Below are 17,850 nucleotides of genomic sequence, written 5' to 3' on the forward strand. Positions count from 1 at the left end.
ACTGCGGTGGTACCCGCAGCCCATGGCTGAAAGCTCCCCTCGCGGCAGTCCCGCACTGCCACCGGTGGCCGCGGGATTTTTGCGTCTGATCACGACTCGAAGTGTCGTCCGGAACTTCGCCGCGGAGTCGATCGACGATGATCTCCTGGAAGAGATGCTGAAGGCGATGCTGGCCGCGCCCTCTGGCGGGAACAAGCAGGCTTGGGCGTTTGTCGTTGTGCGCGACCCGGTGAGGTTGCGGCACATCAGGGCGTTCTGTCCTGGGATACTCGGTGTGCCGTCGCTCCTCCTCATCGCTTGTTTCGACACGTCCAGAGCGACTGACGAAGTGACGAGGCGTTCAGGAAGCATGTGCATCGCCATGGCAGTGCAGAACTTCCTGCTCGCGGCGCATGCGCTGGGGCTCGGCGGGTGTCCGGTCACCAGTTTTCGCCCCAACCCCGTGCGCATGCTGACCGGATTGCCCGCTCATCTCGAACCGGTGCTCGTGGTGCCTGCGGGGTGCCCAGCCGGGAAATCCGAACCCACTCGCCGAAGGGGCAGGCGCGAGGTGCTGCGTCATGAATCCTGGGAATGACTCGACACACGTGCCGCTCGAAGAAGGAATTTTCCTGTTGGCCTGCTATCTGTTGAGTTCCGCCAGGGGATTGCTGGACGAGCCGCCTGAATATTCTCCCAGTCGTTGCATGGACGGCGCACGCCGAGCCTTGCAGTTGCTGGAGGAGCACTGGGCCGAGGATCCGCGCCTGTCCGCGGTTCGCGCACAGGTGGAGGAATTGCTCTACGCGCCGATGAACCCGAGCGATCCGGTGGAACTGGCGTCCACTCTGGACGCACTGTGCGGCGACCTGGCCGAGGTGTGCTCGGCGCCCGACTGCCCCATCACCTTCCAAAGCAGGTCGACTCCGGCGGACTCTTCTCCCTGAGGCCGTACGACAACCGGGGCAGAAGTGCTTCCCACAGGCCGTGCCACGTGACGTAGAGAATCCGAGACCAACTGGAGGTAGTCATGGCTCGCCGAGACATGCGCACCGGGGTCGAGTCCACCCGTCATGACGGAACCGCGACCGTCGAGCAGTCCGCCGACGCTGCGGCCGTGATCTTCGCAGTGCACCACGGGGAGGAGCCCGGCGGCCGCCCCGTGCTCCGCCGCCACGCCGTGGCCGACGACGAGGCCGAACGCCGGGTTCCCGGGGTGGACGGCGTGCAGTGCATCCCCCTTGCGACAAGAGAAGAATCACCTGCTGCGAGACCCGCCGTTCCACGTGCCGTTTCGCGAGCGGCGAAGCGGGCAGCTGGAATGGGAACCTTCTTCGGCGCGGGGAGCCCGGAGCCCGGAGTCCGTGCACTGGCCATCCGAACCGGCAAGTTCAAGACCACAGACGTGTTCGTGGAGGCCCGCTTCGGGAAGGACAAGCACTACGTGCACCTGCGAGGCGCCAAGAACCTGCCCGACACGCTGAACGACGCCGACACCGTGTCCGTCCACTCCGGCATGTGCCTGTTCAGCGAGGGGGCGTTGCGGTTCTGGGACGAAAACGGCGACAACCCGTCCTTGCTGCGCCACTTGGCCGAAGGCCCGACGTCTCGGCTCACCCGCATCACGACGGACGACCAGCTTTCGCTCTACGAGCACACCAGCCTGGCTCACCTTCCCCGCGCGATCGCAGATGTGGCTACCGCACTGCCCGCGGACCTGCCCTTGACCGTGGTGATCGACATTCCGCGTGTGCAGTACTACGGCTACCTGCTCGACGCCTTCCGGCGAGGACTGGCCACCGGCGAACTGGCATTGGAGTGGTTCGACCTGGTCGATGCCCGCCACACCCGCATCAGCCGGCTGTTCCACGATCGCGTGCAGGCCCAACTCGCCACCGCCTGCGGTGACCGTTCCACCACCGTGGTGTGTCCCGCTCCCGGATTGGACCTGCTCGCCGAGCCCATCAGGGAGTCCGTGTCGAAGGGTGTGCCACCGCGTCACGAGGACCTGGTGGACCTGCTCGCGGGCAGCGGCGACCCGGTGTGGGACCTGCTGCTGCGGCTGGAATCGCCGACGACCTCGACCGAGCTCAACGACGCGAGCTACACCGTGGAGATCCTGCGCAGTGTCGCGATTCACCAGGACGACGGAAAGAACCTGGCCATCACGGTCGACAGCTACGAGGAATTCCCCCGCCGCGAGCACGCCCAGCGGGTCATGGACGAAGTGGGACCTCCCGGACAGCTACCGGTGCTGGGCATCTACGCCGCCGAGCGCCTCCTGAACGTCGATTCCCAAGGTCAGCCGACCACCCCCTACCTCCTCGACCCCGGCCGGTACGTGGCCGACGAGTCAGGCTCCACCGTCGACCTCTTCGACTTGATCGACCACCTGTACGCGTGAGAGCCGGCAACCTCTCACCGCGCCATCGCACTTCACCGCGCTGAGCCACAAGTACGCGGGGCTGTCAATGGCGGCCACGGCCCGTTCCAGCCTCAGCTGCTCGTCGCGGTCGGCTCAGTCGTCATGCGGCAGGACCCGGCCCAGGAAGCCGCGGATGTAGCCGGCGATGGTGTCCAGGTGGTCCTCCAGTGCGAAGTGGCCGGTGTCGAGGAGGTGGATCTCGGCGTCGGGCAGGTCGCGCCGGTACGCTTCCGCGCCCGCGGGCCCGAAGATCTCGTCGTGGCGGCCCCACACCGCGAGCAGGGGCACCTGCGACGCGCGGAAGTACTCGTGGAACGCGGGGTAGGCGTCGATGTTGTTCTTGTAGTCGCGGAACAGGGCCAGCTGGATCTCTGCGTTGCCGGGCCGGTCGAGCAGCGCCTGGTCGTGGCTCCAGGTGTCGGGGCTGACGCGGCTGGGGTCCTTGACGCCGTGGGTGTACTGCCAGCGCGTGGCCTCGGAGGCGAGCAGGGCGCGCACCGCGGGTTCGGTGTGCGGGCCGGGGTCGGTGGCGTAGGCGAACAGGGGTTCCCAGAACGGGGTGAAGCCTTCGGTGTAGGCGTTGCCGGACTGGGTGATGATCGCCGAGACACGTTCGGGGTGCCGGGACGCGATCTTCAGCCCGATCGGTGCGCCGTAGTCCTGGATGTAGAGCGCGTGTCTGCGCACGCCGAGCTTGTCGAGCAGGCCCAGGGTGATGTCGGTGAGCCGGTCGAAGGTGTAGTCGAACTCGTCGACCGACGGGGCCGCGCTCTCCCCGAACCCGATGTGGTCCGGGGCGATCAGCCGGTAGCGGTCGGCCAGTGCCGGGATGAGCTCGCGGAACATGTGCGAGCTGGTCGGGAAGCCGTGCAGCAGCACGAGCACGGGCGCATCGGCGTGGCCCGCTTCGCGGTAGAAGACGCGCTGCCCGTCGACGTCGAGGTGGTGGTACGTGACCATGAGAACCTAACCCTTCAAAGCCGTGAGAACGGTTAGGTATAGCGGATCACAGAACGTGCTAACCTGTCAAGTAGTCCTGAACGGTTAGGAGAGTCGGTGTCCGACGACGAGCTGGCAGCCGCGCTGCGCGCCCGCGGGTGGCCGCCGCGCCCGCTCACCGACCAGCCGCTCGCCGTCGACCTGCTCGACACCCGCTGGCTGACCGGGACCACCCCTTACGACCTGCTCGACCACGACGACCTGACCTCCGCCTGGCTCGTCGACCGCTCCCTGGACACCGGGGCACCGGTCGACGTGGTGCGCCGACACCTCCTCGACGCGCGCTCCGCGCTCGCCGCCGTCGTGGCAGGCGACCTGGAACCGTCCACTCTGGACACGCTGCTGGACCACGGACGCCTGCGCCTGCGGTTGACCGTCGACGGACCGGCCGAAGAGGAGGACGTGCCCGACCCGGCGTGGCGGGCAGCGTGGGCATGCCTGCGCGACTACCTGGCGTTGGAGAGCACCACGCCGGACCGGGTCCGCAAGTGCGCCAACCCCGACTGCACGCTGCACTTCCACGACACGTCGCGGACCGGCAAGCGGCAGTGGTGCTCTATGAGCGTGTGCGGGAACCGGTTCAAGGCGCGCCGCCACCACTCCCGCACGCACGCCTGAGCGGGTGGATGACCGATTGCCGGATCAGGTGGTGAACAAGAGCTGAGCCGGCGCAGTTCAGAGGTTGGCGTACGCGGTGCGGACCGACTGTTCGGCTTGGGCATCGCGGAACTCGAACGCCGAGCCGTCGGAGAACTCCACCCGCACGAACCACTCCGGCTGGACCTGCCGCCCGAGTGGCACGGCCAGGAACCGGGCTGTGCCGACCGGGGCTTCCCACCAGGTCACCAGCGGTGGGACGTCGGGCTGCGACTGCGACTGGCCCGGAGACCGGACGCGGCCGAGCAGGCCGCCCGACACGGGCGCGGCGGGCCTGGTCAGTTCGCCTTCCACGACCAGCGCGAGCCGCCGGTTGGTCAGCAGGAGCCGACACTCGTCGCGGCCGGCGGTGAACAGGTCCGCCCAGCGGACGGCCGCCTGGTCGGGTCGCTGGGCGTCGAGCTGCTGCGCGGCGTTCTGCGTGGCCATCCGGATCGCGTCCAGGATCTCGTGCTGCAACGCCACGTGCGACCGGGACATGGCCGCCTGCTCCTGGAACGAGCGCATCATCGCCTGCAGCCGCTGCTGCCCATCCACCACCGCAGCACCCCACCCTTGACATCCCCGGCACGGGGAGGCTACCGACCCCTGCCGGAGCGCACACCCCGATCCGCCGATCACGCGCACTGCCCACTCTTGCGCTGCCTTCAGGCGAGCGGACCACCGAAGTGGTGCATCACGTGCTTGACGCGGGTGTACTCGTCCAAGGCGTAGCGGGACAGGTCCTTGCCGTAGCCCGAAGACTTGAAGCCACCGTGAGGCATCTCCGGGGTGAAGCGCATGTGGGTGTTGACCCAGACGCAGCCAGCGTCCAGCGCCCTGGTGAACAGGTGGGCGCGGTCGTGGTCCGCCGTCCACACGCTGGCGGCCAGCGCCTGGGGCACACCGTTGGCCAGGATCAGCGCTTCCCGCTCGGTGGTGAACGGTTGCACCGTCACCACCGGGGCGAAGAGTTCCTCGGTGACGGCCTCGTCCCGCTGTTCGACACCGGTGAGGACGGTCGGCGCGAGGAAGTGGCCCGCATCGCCCACCCTCTTGCCACCCGCCAGCACGCGCACGCGCTCCGGCAGGCGTTCCAGCACCGCGAGCACCCGCTCGAAATGCGCGCGGGTGGTGAGTGGACCGCAGAAAGCGTCCGCGCGCGCCGGTGGCCCGACGACCGTCGCGGCGGCTTGGGCGGCGAGCGCTTCGGTCAGCTCGGCGGCGATCGGCTCCTCGACGAGCACCCTGGTCACCGCCGTGCAGTCCTGGCCCGCGTTGAAGAAGGCGGCCTCGGCGAGGCCGACCGCGGTGGCGACCGGGTCGACGTCGGCGAACACCACGGCCGGGGCGTTGCCGCCCAGTTCGAGGTGGACTCTGGTGATCGAGTCGGCCGCCGCGCGCGCGACCTCCGCACCGGCGCGTGTGCTGCCGGTGAGCGCCACCGCGTCGACGTGGTCGATGAGCGCACGGCCGGTCGCCGCTCCGCCGCAGACGACCGACAGGGTGCCCGCCGGGAGGAACTCCGCCGCCGCTTCGGCCAGCAGGGAGGCGGTCGACGGGGTGGGTGGCGCCGGTTTGAGGATCGCCGCGTTGCCCATCGCCAGGCTCGGTGCCGCGTGCCAGACGGCCATCAGCAACGGGTAGTTCGACGGCAGCAGGTGCCCGGTGATCCCGATCGGCTCCCGCCGCACGTAGGACGTGCAGCCGGACAGGTACTCGGCGGCGCCGATCCCGTCGAGCGAACGAGCGAGCCCGGCGAAGAACCGGAGGTGGTCGGCGGCGGCCAGGACCTCTTCGTCGCGGGTGGTCCCGATCGGCTTGCCGGTGGTCATCACCTCGGCCTCGACGAACCGGTCCGACTCGTCCTCCAGCACATCGGCCAGGCGCAGCAGAGCGCGCTGCCGCTGCCCCGGGGTGGCATCACGCCAGGGTGCGGTGGCCGCCCGTGCGGCGACCGCGGCTCGGGCGACCTCTTCCGGCGATGAGTCAGGCGCGTGGCCGACGGTCTCACCGGTGCACGGGTCGACCAGTCCGGTCCACTCGGACGCGGACTCGTCGCGCCGGCCCGCGACCACGTTCCCCACCCGGATCACCGCTCACCTCCCAGCAGTCCCGTCCCGCCGACCGGCAACGACCGGCGGGCACTCACGAACGTCGCGTTGTCCAACAGCGTTTCTCCGATGGCAGGCGGGGCCGCGCCGCCGGAGCGCCACGCCACCGCGTCGGGCAGTCCCCCGGTCCGGTCCGCGACCTGGACGGTCGGTTCGCCCGATTCCGGTTCGACGTCGAGCTCGACGGTGACGCCGGTCGACGGCACACCGCGAACCCACAGCTCCCACGGCCCCGAACGCGGCTCGTCGGAGATGAGGCTCAAGCCGCCGGGCACCGCCCCTTCCACCTCGTAACCGCGCACCCGGGCACCGGTCACCACGAAGGCGAGTTCCGTGGCACCGCGCGCCGACGCCGTGGTGATCCGGATGCGGCCACCCGGTTCGGACACCACCTCCACGGTCGGCGGCGGCAGTGACAGCACCGCGGCGGGCGCGCGCTGGACGGGAGCCGTCCAGGCAGGCCACAGGTCAGCCGCGGCGGTGGTCTCCGCGTCGTCCGGTGACGGCACGCCACCCGGTTCGGTCGACAGCCAGGCCGCGGTTCCCGTCGTGGTGTCGAGGAAGTACGAGGCGACTGCCCGGTGCGCGGGCGGCTCCCCCGCCGGGATGGACGCCACGAACGCCACGACGACGGCCGCCAGCGCGGCCACGCGGGTGACGATGCGCTGCCCGCGTGGCACCAGGAGCGAGCCGACCTGCGGCAGCAAGGTGAACGCCAGCGCCAGCACCGCGACGGCGACGGCGATCAGGGCGACGCCGAGGGCGCTGGACAGCAGTCCCACCAGCGGCACCACGATCACCACGACCGGTACCACGACCAGTGCCGCCGCGAGGACCTGACCGACCGGGCCGGGCGCCGACCTGAGCACCGACCACGCCGCCAGCGCGCCGAGCGCGGGCCACGTGAACACGTAGCTGACCCCCGGCACCACGGCCGCGGCAAGGGACGCCGACAACGTCCACAACACCGCCGCGCCGATCATCTGGTGTCGCAGGTCGACCCATCGGCGCACCAGTAGCGCCAGCGCCGCGCTCAGCGCCAACGCGAGCAGCGCGAAGGCCGTCAACGCCAACCGGTTGCCCGGGATGTCGCCGTAGTCGGCCAACTCGGAATGTCTGCTCGCCACGACGGGAGCGGCGATCCAGGCGATCCCGCCGACGACGATCGGGTGCGCCAGGGCCACGAGCGCACCGCCACCGATCCGGCGCAACGACACCTCACCGCGTCGTCGTGCCACGACCAGCAGACCCGCGCACAGTGCCGTCACCGCCAGCGCCAACGGCAACGCCAGGTGGTCCGGGTAGGACACCACCCACCACAGGGCGGTGAAGTGCACCGCGTCTCCGGCGGGCGTCGCGGTGAGATCGATCCCGCCGAGTGCGCGGGCCAGGCCCAGGGCGTACTCGCCCTGGTGCTGCACCGTGTCCGGGTCGACGTTCGCGATCGTGTCGTGTGGACCGTGGTAGTGGGTGTACCCCTCCAGGTACGCGAAGTTCATCCCCTGGTGGCCCGCCGCTTTGAACACGGTGAAGTCGGTCAGGTTCGGCAGGTACCGGTACGCCTCCCCGAACAGGGAACTGGTCTGCGGACGCACACCGTGCTCGGCGAGCAGGTCGACCAGCCACGCCGCATCCGCGCCGGTCTCGAACATCAGCGTCGGCCCACTGCTGCCGCGCGCCTCGAAGTTCAGCACCAGCGCGGAGTCCGGCAGCCCGCCGGGGTCCTCGACGAGCGCCTTGGCGCCGAGCAGACCGATTTCCTCCGCGTCGGTGAACACGAACAGCAGGTCGTTGCGCGGTCGCGGACCCGCCATCACCGCCCGTGCCGTTTCCAGCAGCACGGAGGTGGGCACACCCGCGTCGTTCGCGCCCGGACCTGCGGCGACCGAGTCGTAGTGCGTGATCAGGGCGACCGGCCGGGTGCTCGCCGTGCCGGGCACCCGGCCCACGACCGTGCGCAGGTCGGCGCCGGCGTACCGCGCCTGACCACCCAGCTCGGCGGGACCGAGGAGGTTGACCGCCGCCCCGGTGTGGACCCGCGTCTCCACTCCCAGCGCGGTCAGGCGGTCCACCAGGTACTGCCGGGTGTCGGCGTGCGCCGCGGCCCCCGTGGGCCGCGGCCGGGCGGCGATCGTGGTCAGGTGCTCCACGGCTCGCGAGGCGGAGAACCGGTCCACCGGCGCGTCCGCGGGCACGGCGGCCGGTGGCCGTGCGGTCCACAACGTCAGTGCCAGGGACGCGGTGCCCAACAACAACACCGCGAGGCGGACCGGCCACCGCGTGACCACCCGGTCAGACACCGACGTTCCACGGTTGCGCCACCGGCAGCGGCTGCGCACCTTGCACCAGTGCGCTGTGGAACGCCGACACGGCGGTCCCGACGGCGTCCTCGGTCCGAGCGCCGGGCTCGATGCGACCTTCGTGCCTGGGCAGTTCGTCGTCGTGCACGAAGTGCCCGCGCACGACGTGCCGCGCGCCCATGGCTTGGGCGACCGGGCGCAGTGCGTAGTCCAGCGCCAGCACGTGGGCCGGGCTCCCGCCCGTGGCCAGCGGCAGCACGGTCTTGCCTGCCAGCGCGTGCCGGGGCAGCACGTCCAGGAAGACCTTCAACAGCCCCGAGTACGCCGCCCGGTAGATGGGCGTGATCAGCACCAAGCCGTCCGCCGACTCGACCGCGGCACGGGCCGCCGACAGGTCCGGATCACCGGGGTCGGCGCGGATGAGCGCCTCCGGAGGCAGGTCGCGCACCCGCAGGTGCCGGGCGTCACAGCTGCGGTCGGCCAGGACCCCGGCCACGTGTTCACCGAGCCAGTCCGGTCGGGAGCCCGGGTGCGGACTGGCGGAGAGCACGAGGACCGGACCCGGTTCAGGCGCTCTGGACACGGCGGCCAACCTGGTCTTCGCTCGATCGCGTCCACCCCGTCCGCCCGGCCTGCACCAGGGCGGCGATGTTCGAGCGCTCCTGGTCGAGCCAGGCCAGGGGCTGGTTGGCCACGTCACGCAGCATGGAACGGCCGACGCGGGCACCCACTTCGGAAGTCGTCTGCGCGGGGATCCGGTTCTCCAACACGCCCGTCGCGAAGTCCTGGAGCCCCAGTCCGACCTCCACCAGTCGCGCCATCGTGCGCGACCTGGTCTCGTGGTCGAGTTCGGCGTGGGCGAGTCGCCGGGCGTGGATGCGGACCAGGGGGTGGAAGACGTAGCAGGCACCGCCGCCGACGTCCTCGCCCGTGATGTCCAGCGCCTGGTGGTCGACCAGGAGGTCGAGCAGGCGCTGCGCCTCGCTGTCGGGGAGGTCGCCCGCCGCGGCGGCGACCCACGCGGGGATGTGGGACAGCTCGGGCAGGCTCAGCATCAACCACAGCGACCGGGTGGACGGCGGCAGGCGGTCGGCCGCCGCGTCGAGCCGTGCGGCCAGGTCGAGCGACCCGTAGGACAGCTCGGCGATGCGCCGGTGCTCGTCGGCGAGCCGCTCGACGAACCGGTCCAGGCGCAGCTGTGGGCGGGCGTGCAGCCGCGCGCCGGCCGCGCGGAGGGCGAGTGGCAGCCTTCCGCTGAGTTCCGCGATGGCACGAGCGGCGTGCCGCTCCCGCTCGACCCGCTCCGCGCCGATGACCTTGGCGAGCAGCCGCACCGCGTCGTCGGTCTCCAGGCCGTCGAGCCGCCGACTCACCACACCGGGCAGCTCCATCATGCTGGTCTGACCGGTGACCAGCACCGCGGCGTCCTTGCCGCCCGGCAGCAGCGGCTCCACCGCCGCGGCGTTCGGCGCGTCGTCCAGCACGATGAGCATCACCCGGCCGGCGATGGCGCTGCGGAACTGGGCGGCGCGCCCGGTGAGGTCGTCGGAGATCCGCTGATCGGACACGCCCAGCGCGTGCAGGAAGGACTGCAGGACTTCCATCGGGGGCGTCGGGGACGATGTGCAGCCGCGCAGGTTGGCGTAGAGCTGGCCGTCGGGAAACCGGTCCCGCACCCGATGCGCGGCGTGCAACGCGAGCGCGGTCTTGCCCGCGCCGGTGCGCCCGACGAGCGAAACCACCTGCGGCCTGGTGGGCTCCTTGGTCCACAGGCCGGTGAGCCAGTCGAGTTCGTCCGCGCGGCCGGTGAAGTCGCCGACGTCGAGCGGGAGTTGGGCCGGGCACTTCGCCACCCGCCGACCCCGCTGGTGCGGTGTCGACGGCACGGGCGTGCCGGCGATGATCCGCCGGTGCAGGTCCTGGAGCCGTGCGCCGGGTTCCAGGCCCAGGTTGTTGATCATTATCGCGCGGCCGGCGCGGTACACCGACAGTGCGTCGGCGCGCCGGTGCGACAGGTACAGCGCGGTCATCAGTTGAGCGCGCAGCTGCTCCCGGAGCGGGTACTCGGCGACGAGCATCTTCAACTCGCTGACGAGTTCGGCGTGCTGCCCCATCGCCAGCCTGATGTCGAGCCGCTCCTCCAGGACCGCCAGCCGCCGCTCCTCCCAGTGCGCCGCCACCGCCTGGATGGGCCCGCTGTTGAGTTCGGCCAGCGGCGCGCCCTGGAACAGCGACAGCGCGTCGAGGTAGTCCGCGATGGCGCCGGAGAGGTCGCCGGCCTCCGCCCGCGTGCGTCCGCGTCGGACGTGCTCCTCGAACAGCTGGGCGTCGAGCACCCCACCCGCGAGGTGCAGGCGGTAACCGCCCTGCCCGGTCTCGATGACGTTCTCGGGTGCGCCCGCCTTCTCGAAGGCCCGGCGCAGGCGCCACACGCACGTCTGGATCTGCTTCTCGACCGTCGCCGGCGGGGTGCTGCCCCACACCGCGTCGATGAGCCTGCCCACCGGGACCAACTTGCCGACGTTGATCAGCAGCAGCGCCAAAATGGTCAGCTGACGGTTCTTACCGATTCGAACCTGCTTACGCCCGACCGTGACACTTAATGGACCAAGAATTCTGAAAACGATCCTACCGTCTCCTTCAGTCATATTCACACCATCAAGAACCACTGCCGCCCCCAAGTCGGTAAGCGTCGGCCACCCCGACGCAGCCCGCATCACCAGCACTCGTTCGCAGTACGACTTCCGCACGTTTTATCTTCGCCCGAGTCAACCACAGCACCAACCTCCCGGCAACGGCCGAGAACAGGATCACCCCTTCGGTCCACGACGATATTCCGCCCTCCGACAGAGCCCTGCCCGATATTTACGACAGACAAAGGGGAGCCATTAAGCGAGGATTTCCGCGGCGACAGGCCGGCGGTGGGCGAAGCGCCACGGCGGCCCAACCAGGACCACCCCAGGTGGTTGCCCCACCGGACTGGTCGCCGTGTTGCCATCGTCTCCGGACACGGAGCGTAGCAACGGGTTGCGCGCAATCCATACCTACATCACTACACCTTGGAGTCCATAACTCAACACCAAAAAGGACATCGACGACGAAACCAGGAGATTTAACTACGGTCAGTGACACACTGCGATACAAGACTAGGCCGAGTCGCTTAGCTCCATCACGCAGGCAACTACTCGGCGTCACCGGCTCGGTGGTGCGCCGGCTTCGATAATCTCGTCCTCCAGGCGGCACGCCTCATCGATGAGCAGCATGGCCAACCCGCGCATGAAACTTTCCGAGACACCCAGTTCCCTGCCTCGGAGGGCGTAGGCGGCGCAGACCGCCTCGACGCGCTGCGGCTGCATCATCGGTATCCCTTCCGCCTTTTTCACGACCGCGACCTCGGCACACACCCGGAGCCGCTCGGCCACGATGCCGGCGAGCGCTTCGTCCAACTCCTCGATCCGGGACCGATAAGGGCGCAGAACATCCATCCTCGAAACCCTTTCATTGCCTCCGACCACGTCATATATGTCCACAATCGACATATAACGCACAGTATGCGGACCGGGTATCAAGGCAGTATCACCTCGAACCGACCGGAGTCAGCCGGTCGAGGGGCGCAGCGCCTCCAGTTGTCGGATGGCTTGGGCCCGCAGGTCATCGCCCCGGGGACCGAGCCAGGTGCCGAGGTCGCCCAGCAGGCGGCTGAACCCCTCGCGGTCGTCCGCGGCGACCAACGAGTCGAGGTCGGTCAACGCCGCGGCCAGGGCGGCGCGCGCTTTCGCCGCCGCGGGGTTCCCGGCCTGCACGTCCCAGTAGACGTCCGGGTTGGCCCCCGTGATCCGGGCGAGCAGCGCCAGGAGCGCCCGGTGTGGCGGCGGGGCGAGTTCGCCGAGCCGGTCGATGCCGCCACCCAGCTCGGCGGCCACCCTGCCGAGCGCGAGCACCGCCGCGTGTGTGGCGGCCTGGGCCACGGCGGTGACGAGGTCGTGTTCCTCGGCGGTCAGCTCTACCGGGCGCGCGCCCACCGCGGTGATCAACTCCAGCAACCACGCCGCACGCGGGCCGGGTACGACCGGCACCGCGGCGACGGCGTGGCCGCGGAACCCCAACGCCGGGGCGAACATCGGGTTCAGGCTCAGCGCCTCCACTCCGCGTTCGGCCGCGATCCGGGCGAGGGTGACCGCCACGGCGTGCTTGACCGACAGGGTGTCCACGACGAGGCAGCCGGCGCGGAAGGCGTGCGCGCAGGCGGACAGGGCGTGCAGGGCGACGTCCTCAGGCAGGGCGATCACCACGGTGTCGGCCGTGCGCACGGCGTCGAGGACCTCCGGCGACGGATCGCACACGTCCCCGATCACGGTGGGCGCGATCGGCGAAGACGTGCGATCCACGACGGTCGTGGGCACGTGGGCGCCCAGCAGGCGCACGAACAACTCGCCCACCGCGCCCGCGCCACCCAGCACGACGGCAGTTCCCTCGGTCACGGCGAGGCCTCCTCGGTCCGATTCGCGTCGTCGCCGAGCACGACGAGGTCGACCGCGGCGCTGTGCTCGGGGAGCCGCACCGCCAGCCAGGCCCGCAGCCGCGCCGCGAGCCCTCCGCCCGGTCGCCGTCCATCCTGCTCGGTCTTCCGCTCGACCAGCACGTCGAAACGGTCCTCGGCCCCGGTCAGCGAAGCGACCGGTGTCACGCGGTACCGGTGCTCGGCCGCGACAGCGTCGATCTCGCGCCAGTCCACCGCGGCCCGCGGCCGTCCGCTCCCCGGCCGCCGGGCCGCGGGGATGTCAGCCACGCCGGCCGGCGGAATGCCGATCAGGCGGAGGCGTTCGACACCGCGCCCGGCGAGCAGTTGGGCGAGTTGCGCGGTCGAGTGCAGGTCCCTCCCCCACCTCAGCAACGGCACCTTCACCACCGTGCGCGCGGGTCGCAGCAGCAGGCCGTAGGTGGCGGCCTCGGGCAACGGTCCCAGCAGGGGGTAGGCGTGCGCCTCCGTCCACGGCGCCCGCTGGGCGATCGCGCGCAGCACCGCGGGCGGTGACCAACCCGCGGCGTCCGGGGTCGACTTCGCCCGCCCGGTGCGCAGCTGGTTCGCCAGGCGTTCCAACCGCGGGTCGCGCAGGTTCGCCACGAACACCGCGCCCGCGGTGTGCACCAGCCGCAGCAGGTCGACGGCGGTGGTCGGCACGTCCAGGACGGACAACGAGGGGGCCGCCATGTCCAACAGCACGACGTCGTACGGCTCCTCGTCGGCGAACACGTCGACCGTCGGGGGCGCCGCCAACAGCCGCAGCCGCTGCCTCAGGTCCGGCCGCCCGGCCAGGACCTCGCAGACCTTGGGCACCGACGGGTCGACGAGGTCGTAGCCCACGCACTGCGCGGACAGCGCCGTCGGCAGTTCCATGCCGCCGATTCCGATGTGGAGCACCCGGCGGGGCGCCAACCGCGCCACCCGGTCCAGGGCGAGTTCGGTCGGCGTGGCCGGACGCCGCGCCAAGTGCTCGTCGTCGCGTGGCAGCACGACTGCGACGAGCCGGCCCCGGTGGCGACGCACCACCACCTGGGCCACGGACCCGTGGGCCAGCAGGGCTGCCCGCACCGGTCCCGAAGTGGTCCCGTCCGGCACCAGGTCCAGCCTGCCGTCGGAACCGCGGCGCACCCGGACGCCGAGGCGGGTCGAGCGACCCACCTCGACCGGCAGCACCTCGCCGTCGCCGGTGCGGCCGGCGTCGGACGCGGTGAACGCGGTGAACGCGCTGTCGGTGACCACGGTCGTCACGGCCCACCGGGCGCGGTTTCCATCGCGCGCAACGCCTGGGCGTCGATCTTCCCGCTCGGCGCCCGCGGCAGCCGCCGCACCACGACGTAGTGGTCCGGGTGCATGTAGGCGGGAAGGGTTCGCGCCACTTCGGCGCGCAGTTCCTCCTCGGCGAGCCGCTTGTCGGCCGAGGCGACGAACGCGGTCACCGTGTCCGTGCCCGAGGGTGCGGTGCGCACCAGCACCACGCACTCCGACACGGCGCGGTGGCGGCGCACGGCCGCCTCGATCTCACCGAGTTCCACCCGGAATCCGCGCAGCTTCACCTGGTTGTCGACGCGCCCGATGATCAGCAGTTCGCCTTCGGGCGTCCACTGGCCCCGGTCCCCTGTGCGGTAGAGCCGGTCCCCGGGACCGCCGAACGGGTCGGGCAGGAAGCGCTGCGCGGTCAGTGCCGGCCTGCGGTGGTAGCCCCACGCGACCGCGGGGCCGCCGATGTAGATCTCACCCGGCAGGCCCGGCGGCACCTCGCGCAGACTCCCGTCGAGCACGTGGAGCCGGTAGTTCGGCAGCGGCGGGCCGATGGGGATCTTCTGGCGGGTCGCGTCGACGACGCCGCACCGGTGGGCGGACGCCCAGACCGCGCACTCCGTGGGACCGTAGTCGTTGAGCAGCAGCGCGTCCGGGCACTCCAGCAGGTGTCGGGCGACCAGCTTGGGCGGCATCGGCTCACCGCCGACCGAGACGAGCCGCAGCCGTTCGAGGCTCTCCCCCGCCGTCGCTTCGAGCACGAGGCCGTAGTGCGAGGGCACCGAGTGGATGTGGGTGACAGGCGCACGGCGCAGAAGTCGCGCGAGCGCCAGCGGGTCGTGCGCCTCCAGTTCCGTGGGCAGCACCGCGGTGCCGCCGCCGGTGAGCGTCCAGTAGAGGCCGCCCGCGGCTCCGTCGAAGCACAGGGGCATGGTCACGAGATCACGTTCGGGCGGCGGACCACCGATACCGCGGGCGTGCGTCGACACCACTACCGCCCGGTGGTGCACCGCCACGCCCTTGGGCACACCGGTGGAGCCGGAGGTGTAGATGACGTAGGCGAGGTCCATCGGGGTGACCGGCACCTCGGGGTCGTGGTCGGGCTCGCCCGCCACGTCCTCCACCACCAGCACCGGGACGGGCAGCGCCGGCGCGACCTGCTCGCCGCGTGCGAGCACCAGTCGCGCGCCCGAGTCGGCGACGATGTGGCGTATCCGCTCGTCCGGGTACGACGGTTCCACCGGGACGTAGGCCGCGCCCGCCTTGAGCACACCCAACATCGCGACGACGGATTGCACCGCGCGGTCGGCGAGCAGGGCCACCAGGTCCCCGGTACCGACGCCCTCCGCCCGCAGGCGGTGCGCGACCTGGTTCGCGCGGGCGTTCAGCTCGCCGTAGGTCAGCTCGACATCGCCGCAGACCACCGCGACCGCGGCCGGCCGGACGCGGGCGTGCCGCTCCACGAGGGTGTGCAGGCAGGTGTCGGTGAAGGGCTGCGCCTCGCCGTGCGACCACCGGGCGAGCTCTTCCCGTTCCCCCGCGGTGGTGGCCGTGACGTCGCCGACCCTCGGGTCGGCGAGCGCCTTGTCGAGCACGGCCGACAGCCGAGCGGAGAACGCGGCCACCGCGTGCTCGGAGAACAGGCCGGCATCGTGGTCGACCTGGAGGCCGATGTCGGTCAGCGCGACGTCGAGCTCGTACCGGGCCGCGCCGTCGCGGAACCGCACCGGCACCGCGGTGCACGGTCCGATGCGCTCGGCCTCTGGTTCCCGCTCCCGGCGGACCGCCACGGTGGCGTGGAGTCCGTCGGGAGCGGGATCGGCGGCAGCCAGGTCCTTCTCGACCTGCCTGGCCAGGTCGGTGAAGCGGAGGGCGCTGCCGGTCCGGGCCACGACCATCACCGGACGCGGTGTCACCACCAGCAGGTCGACGTCCGATTCGTACCGGTAGCGGTCCAGCAGGACGGCCACGGCGGCAGCCAGCACCGCCTCGGTCGACACGCCGGTCGTCCGCGCGAACCGGTCCACCGCCGCGGTGTCGCACGGCAGGCGCACCGTGCCGGTGGACTTCGACGGCGCGCCGCCGTCGCGCAACGCGACGGGCAGGTCGACCAGTGGCCCCGCTGACGACGCGGGGACCACCGGCTCCGGGAACGGTGCGTTCGGGTCGACCAGCCAGGTCAGCACGTCGCGCGGCGCCAGGCCGTTGGTGGTGACCACGACGACCAGGGCACGCGCGGAACCGAGCCCGGCGATGACGAGGCGGACCGGCAACGCGTCCACCCTGGCCGCCGCCACCGCGTCACGGACGAGTTCGTCGCGTTCCCCGCCGTTCCCGGTGGGGAGCGCGGTCTCGTGCACGCCGACCGATGGATGGGTCCGAACGGGGTCCGGCAACCCCTCCACCACCCACGCCGCCACCGCCGGCCACGTCATCTCGGGCACGATCACTCCTCCTGTCAGTCGAAGCCGGCTCTGGCGGGCTAAAGCAGGATTCGTCCGTCCGGCGCGCCCCGGAACTCCCGCGACTTCCTCAGGTCGCGGGTCACGACGGCCTTCTTCAGCCAGCGATCGGTGCCGTCGAAGCGGGCTTTGAACGCGGACCGCCCGTGCACGGCCTTGTAGTTGTCCACGATGAGCAGGTCACCCGCGTCCAACGCGACCTCGGTCAACTGGGCGTCCAGGGCCTCGATCACCGCCTCCAGCGCCTCGGCGGCCTCCGAGTCACCGGCGACGGCGTTCATGAACGCCGGGTCGATGCGCAGGTACGGGGCGTTCGGGTCGCCGAAGAGGACCGCGCTGGGCGGCGGGTCTTCCTGCATCCGCTGCATGACGTGCACCTCGCCGGTGCCGGCGTTCAGCGCACGCGCCCGGTTGACGTGCTCGTTGTCGGGTCGGATCAGGAACCGCGGCTGGCGCAGCACCTCCTGGTGCCGGGGGTCGATGTCCACGGCGTCGATGCTCGCGATCGTGGTGGGCACCGAGTCGTGGTTGCGCAGCCCCAGCAGGAGGAGGTAGTCGCACCGGTACGGGTGGAAGCCGTCCTCGGTGTGCCACTCCAGCCTGACGGTGCCGTGCCCGCTCTGCTGCTGCTGCTCGGTCGGCATCGGCACCACGTTGTGGATGAGCTTGCCCTCCTGCAGGGTCGACCACCCGAAGATGTCGCCGAGCAGACCGCTGACCAGCACCAGGTAGGTCTCCAGGTGCCCGGTGCGCCAGGTGTCCTCCGCCGCGCGCCAGTCCAGCGGGGTCGGGCCGAGTTCGACGTCGTCGATCGGCAGACCGCGCAGCACGAGCGCGGTCGCCGACTCGTTCAGCCGCAACGCCCTGACCTCGTCCACCAACCTGGCCGGCAGCCGGTGGGCCAGGCCCGCGGCGGCGGCCAGCAGGGACGGTGCGGTGCCGGACCCGTGGTCGCGGAGCACGGCGCGGGTGAGGGCATCGACGTGCGCTGTGTCGATGGGGTCCAGGTCGAGGTAGCGGATGGTGTGCGACGAGTTCCGCACGGCCCCGGGCCGTGTCGTCGTGGAGGTGCCGTTCATCTTCATCCCTCTCAGAGTGCGGGTGCTCGCTCCGGCCGCGGGCCGGGCCCGTCCGGGGCGGGCGCACCGCGGGC

15 protein-coding genes are annotated in these 17,850 nt (G+C 71.1%); 4 read left to right on the plus strand and 11 right to left on the minus strand.

Annotated elements, in window-relative coordinates; all coding sequences use genetic code 11:
* Positions 1–22 precede the first annotated feature (22 nt).
* The 3 genes from FM051_RS45120 (at position 23) to FM051_RS45130 (ending at position 2,383) form a co-directional block, all read left to right on the plus strand.
* Complete coding sequence (locus tag FM051_RS45120) at positions 23–577, plus strand: nitroreductase family protein (protein ID WP_158853278.1); 555 nt, start codon at positions 23–25, stop codon at positions 575–577.
* Positions 561–926, plus strand: coding sequence for a DUF6092 family protein (locus tag FM051_RS45125; protein ID WP_238413131.1), 366 nt, complete (start codon positions 561–563; stop codon positions 924–926). Before FM051_RS45120 ends, FM051_RS45125 begins: the two co-directional genes overlap by 17 nt.
* Before the next feature lie 374 nt (positions 927–1,300).
* The gene (locus FM051_RS45130; RefSeq protein WP_158853280.1) at positions 1,301–2,383 is read left to right on the plus strand and encodes a hypothetical protein; all 1,083 of its coding nucleotides are present in this window, start codon (positions 1,301–1,303) and stop codon (positions 2,381–2,383) included.
* Positions 2,384–2,497: 114 nt separating this feature from the next.
* On the opposite strand, the gene FM051_RS45135 is transcribed toward FM051_RS45130, so the two are convergent.
* Positions 2,498–3,364, minus strand: coding sequence for an alpha/beta fold hydrolase (locus tag FM051_RS45135; protein ID WP_158853282.1), 867 nt, complete (start codon positions 3,362–3,364; stop codon positions 2,498–2,500).
* Between the two features lie 96 nt (positions 3,365–3,460).
* Between FM051_RS45135 and FM051_RS45140 the strand changes: the two genes are divergently transcribed.
* Positions 3,461–4,021, plus strand: a complete 561-nt coding sequence (locus FM051_RS45140; protein WP_202919389.1) for a CGNR zinc finger domain-containing protein — start codon at positions 3,461–3,463, stop codon at positions 4,019–4,021.
* A gap of 57 nt (positions 4,022–4,078) precedes the next feature.
* Here the strand turns inward: FM051_RS45140 and FM051_RS45145 are convergent, their stop codons facing one another.
* The 10 genes from FM051_RS45145 to gntD form a co-directional block, all read right to left on the minus strand.
* On the minus strand, positions 4,079–4,600 hold the full coding sequence (locus FM051_RS45145) for a hypothetical protein (RefSeq protein WP_158853284.1): 522 nt from the start codon (positions 4,598–4,600) through the stop codon (positions 4,079–4,081).
* A gap of 107 nt (positions 4,601–4,707) precedes the next feature.
* Positions 4,708–6,135, minus strand: coding sequence for an aldehyde dehydrogenase family protein (locus FM051_RS45150; protein WP_238413132.1), 1,428 nt, complete (start codon positions 6,133–6,135; stop codon positions 4,708–4,710).
* Positions 6,132–8,453, minus strand: coding sequence for a M28 family peptidase (locus FM051_RS45155; protein ID WP_158853286.1), 2,322 nt, complete (start codon positions 8,451–8,453; stop codon positions 6,132–6,134). Before FM051_RS45155 ends, FM051_RS45150 begins: the two co-directional genes overlap by 4 nt.
* Positions 8,446–9,036 (minus strand): NADPH-dependent FMN reductase, encoded by a 591-nt coding sequence (ssuE, locus tag FM051_RS45160; RefSeq protein WP_274383885.1) that lies wholly within the window; start codon positions 9,034–9,036, stop codon positions 8,446–8,448. Before ssuE ends, FM051_RS45155 begins: the two co-directional genes overlap by 8 nt.
* Entirely contained in the window at positions 9,020–11,170 is a 2,151-nt protein-coding gene (locus FM051_RS45165) for an AfsR/SARP family transcriptional regulator (protein ID WP_338019535.1), read from the minus strand. Before FM051_RS45165 ends, ssuE begins: the two co-directional genes overlap by 17 nt.
* Positions 11,171–11,644: 474 nt before the next feature.
* Entirely contained in the window at positions 11,645–11,992 is a 348-nt protein-coding gene (locus FM051_RS45170; RefSeq protein WP_158853289.1) for a chorismate mutase, read from the minus strand.
* A gap of 57 nt (positions 11,993–12,049) precedes the next feature.
* Positions 12,050–12,934, minus strand: coding sequence for a prephenate dehydrogenase/arogenate dehydrogenase family protein (locus tag FM051_RS45175; RefSeq protein WP_158853291.1), 885 nt, complete (start codon positions 12,932–12,934; stop codon positions 12,050–12,052).
* On the minus strand, positions 12,931–14,226 hold the full coding sequence (locus FM051_RS45180) for a hypothetical protein (RefSeq protein ID WP_158853293.1): 1,296 nt from the start codon (positions 14,224–14,226) through the stop codon (positions 12,931–12,933). The genes FM051_RS45175 and FM051_RS45180 overlap by 4 nt, the downstream gene beginning before the upstream one ends.
* Entirely contained in the window at positions 14,223–16,670 is a 2,448-nt protein-coding gene (locus FM051_RS45185) for an amino acid adenylation domain-containing protein (RefSeq protein ID WP_238413134.1), read from the minus strand. Before FM051_RS45185 ends, FM051_RS45180 begins: the two co-directional genes overlap by 4 nt.
* Before the next feature lie 47 nt (positions 16,671–16,717).
* On the minus strand, positions 16,718–17,782 hold the full coding sequence (gene gntD / locus FM051_RS45190) for a guanitoxin biosynthesis L-enduracididine beta-hydroxylase GntD (RefSeq protein ID WP_202919390.1): 1,065 nt from the start codon (positions 17,780–17,782) through the stop codon (positions 16,718–16,720).
* Between the last annotated feature and the right edge of the window lie 68 nt (positions 17,783–17,850).

The sequence above is a fragment of the Saccharothrix deserti genome, from assembly GCF_009769385.1.
GTDB lineage: Bacteria > Actinomycetota > Actinomycetes > Mycobacteriales > Pseudonocardiaceae > Actinosynnema > Actinosynnema deserti.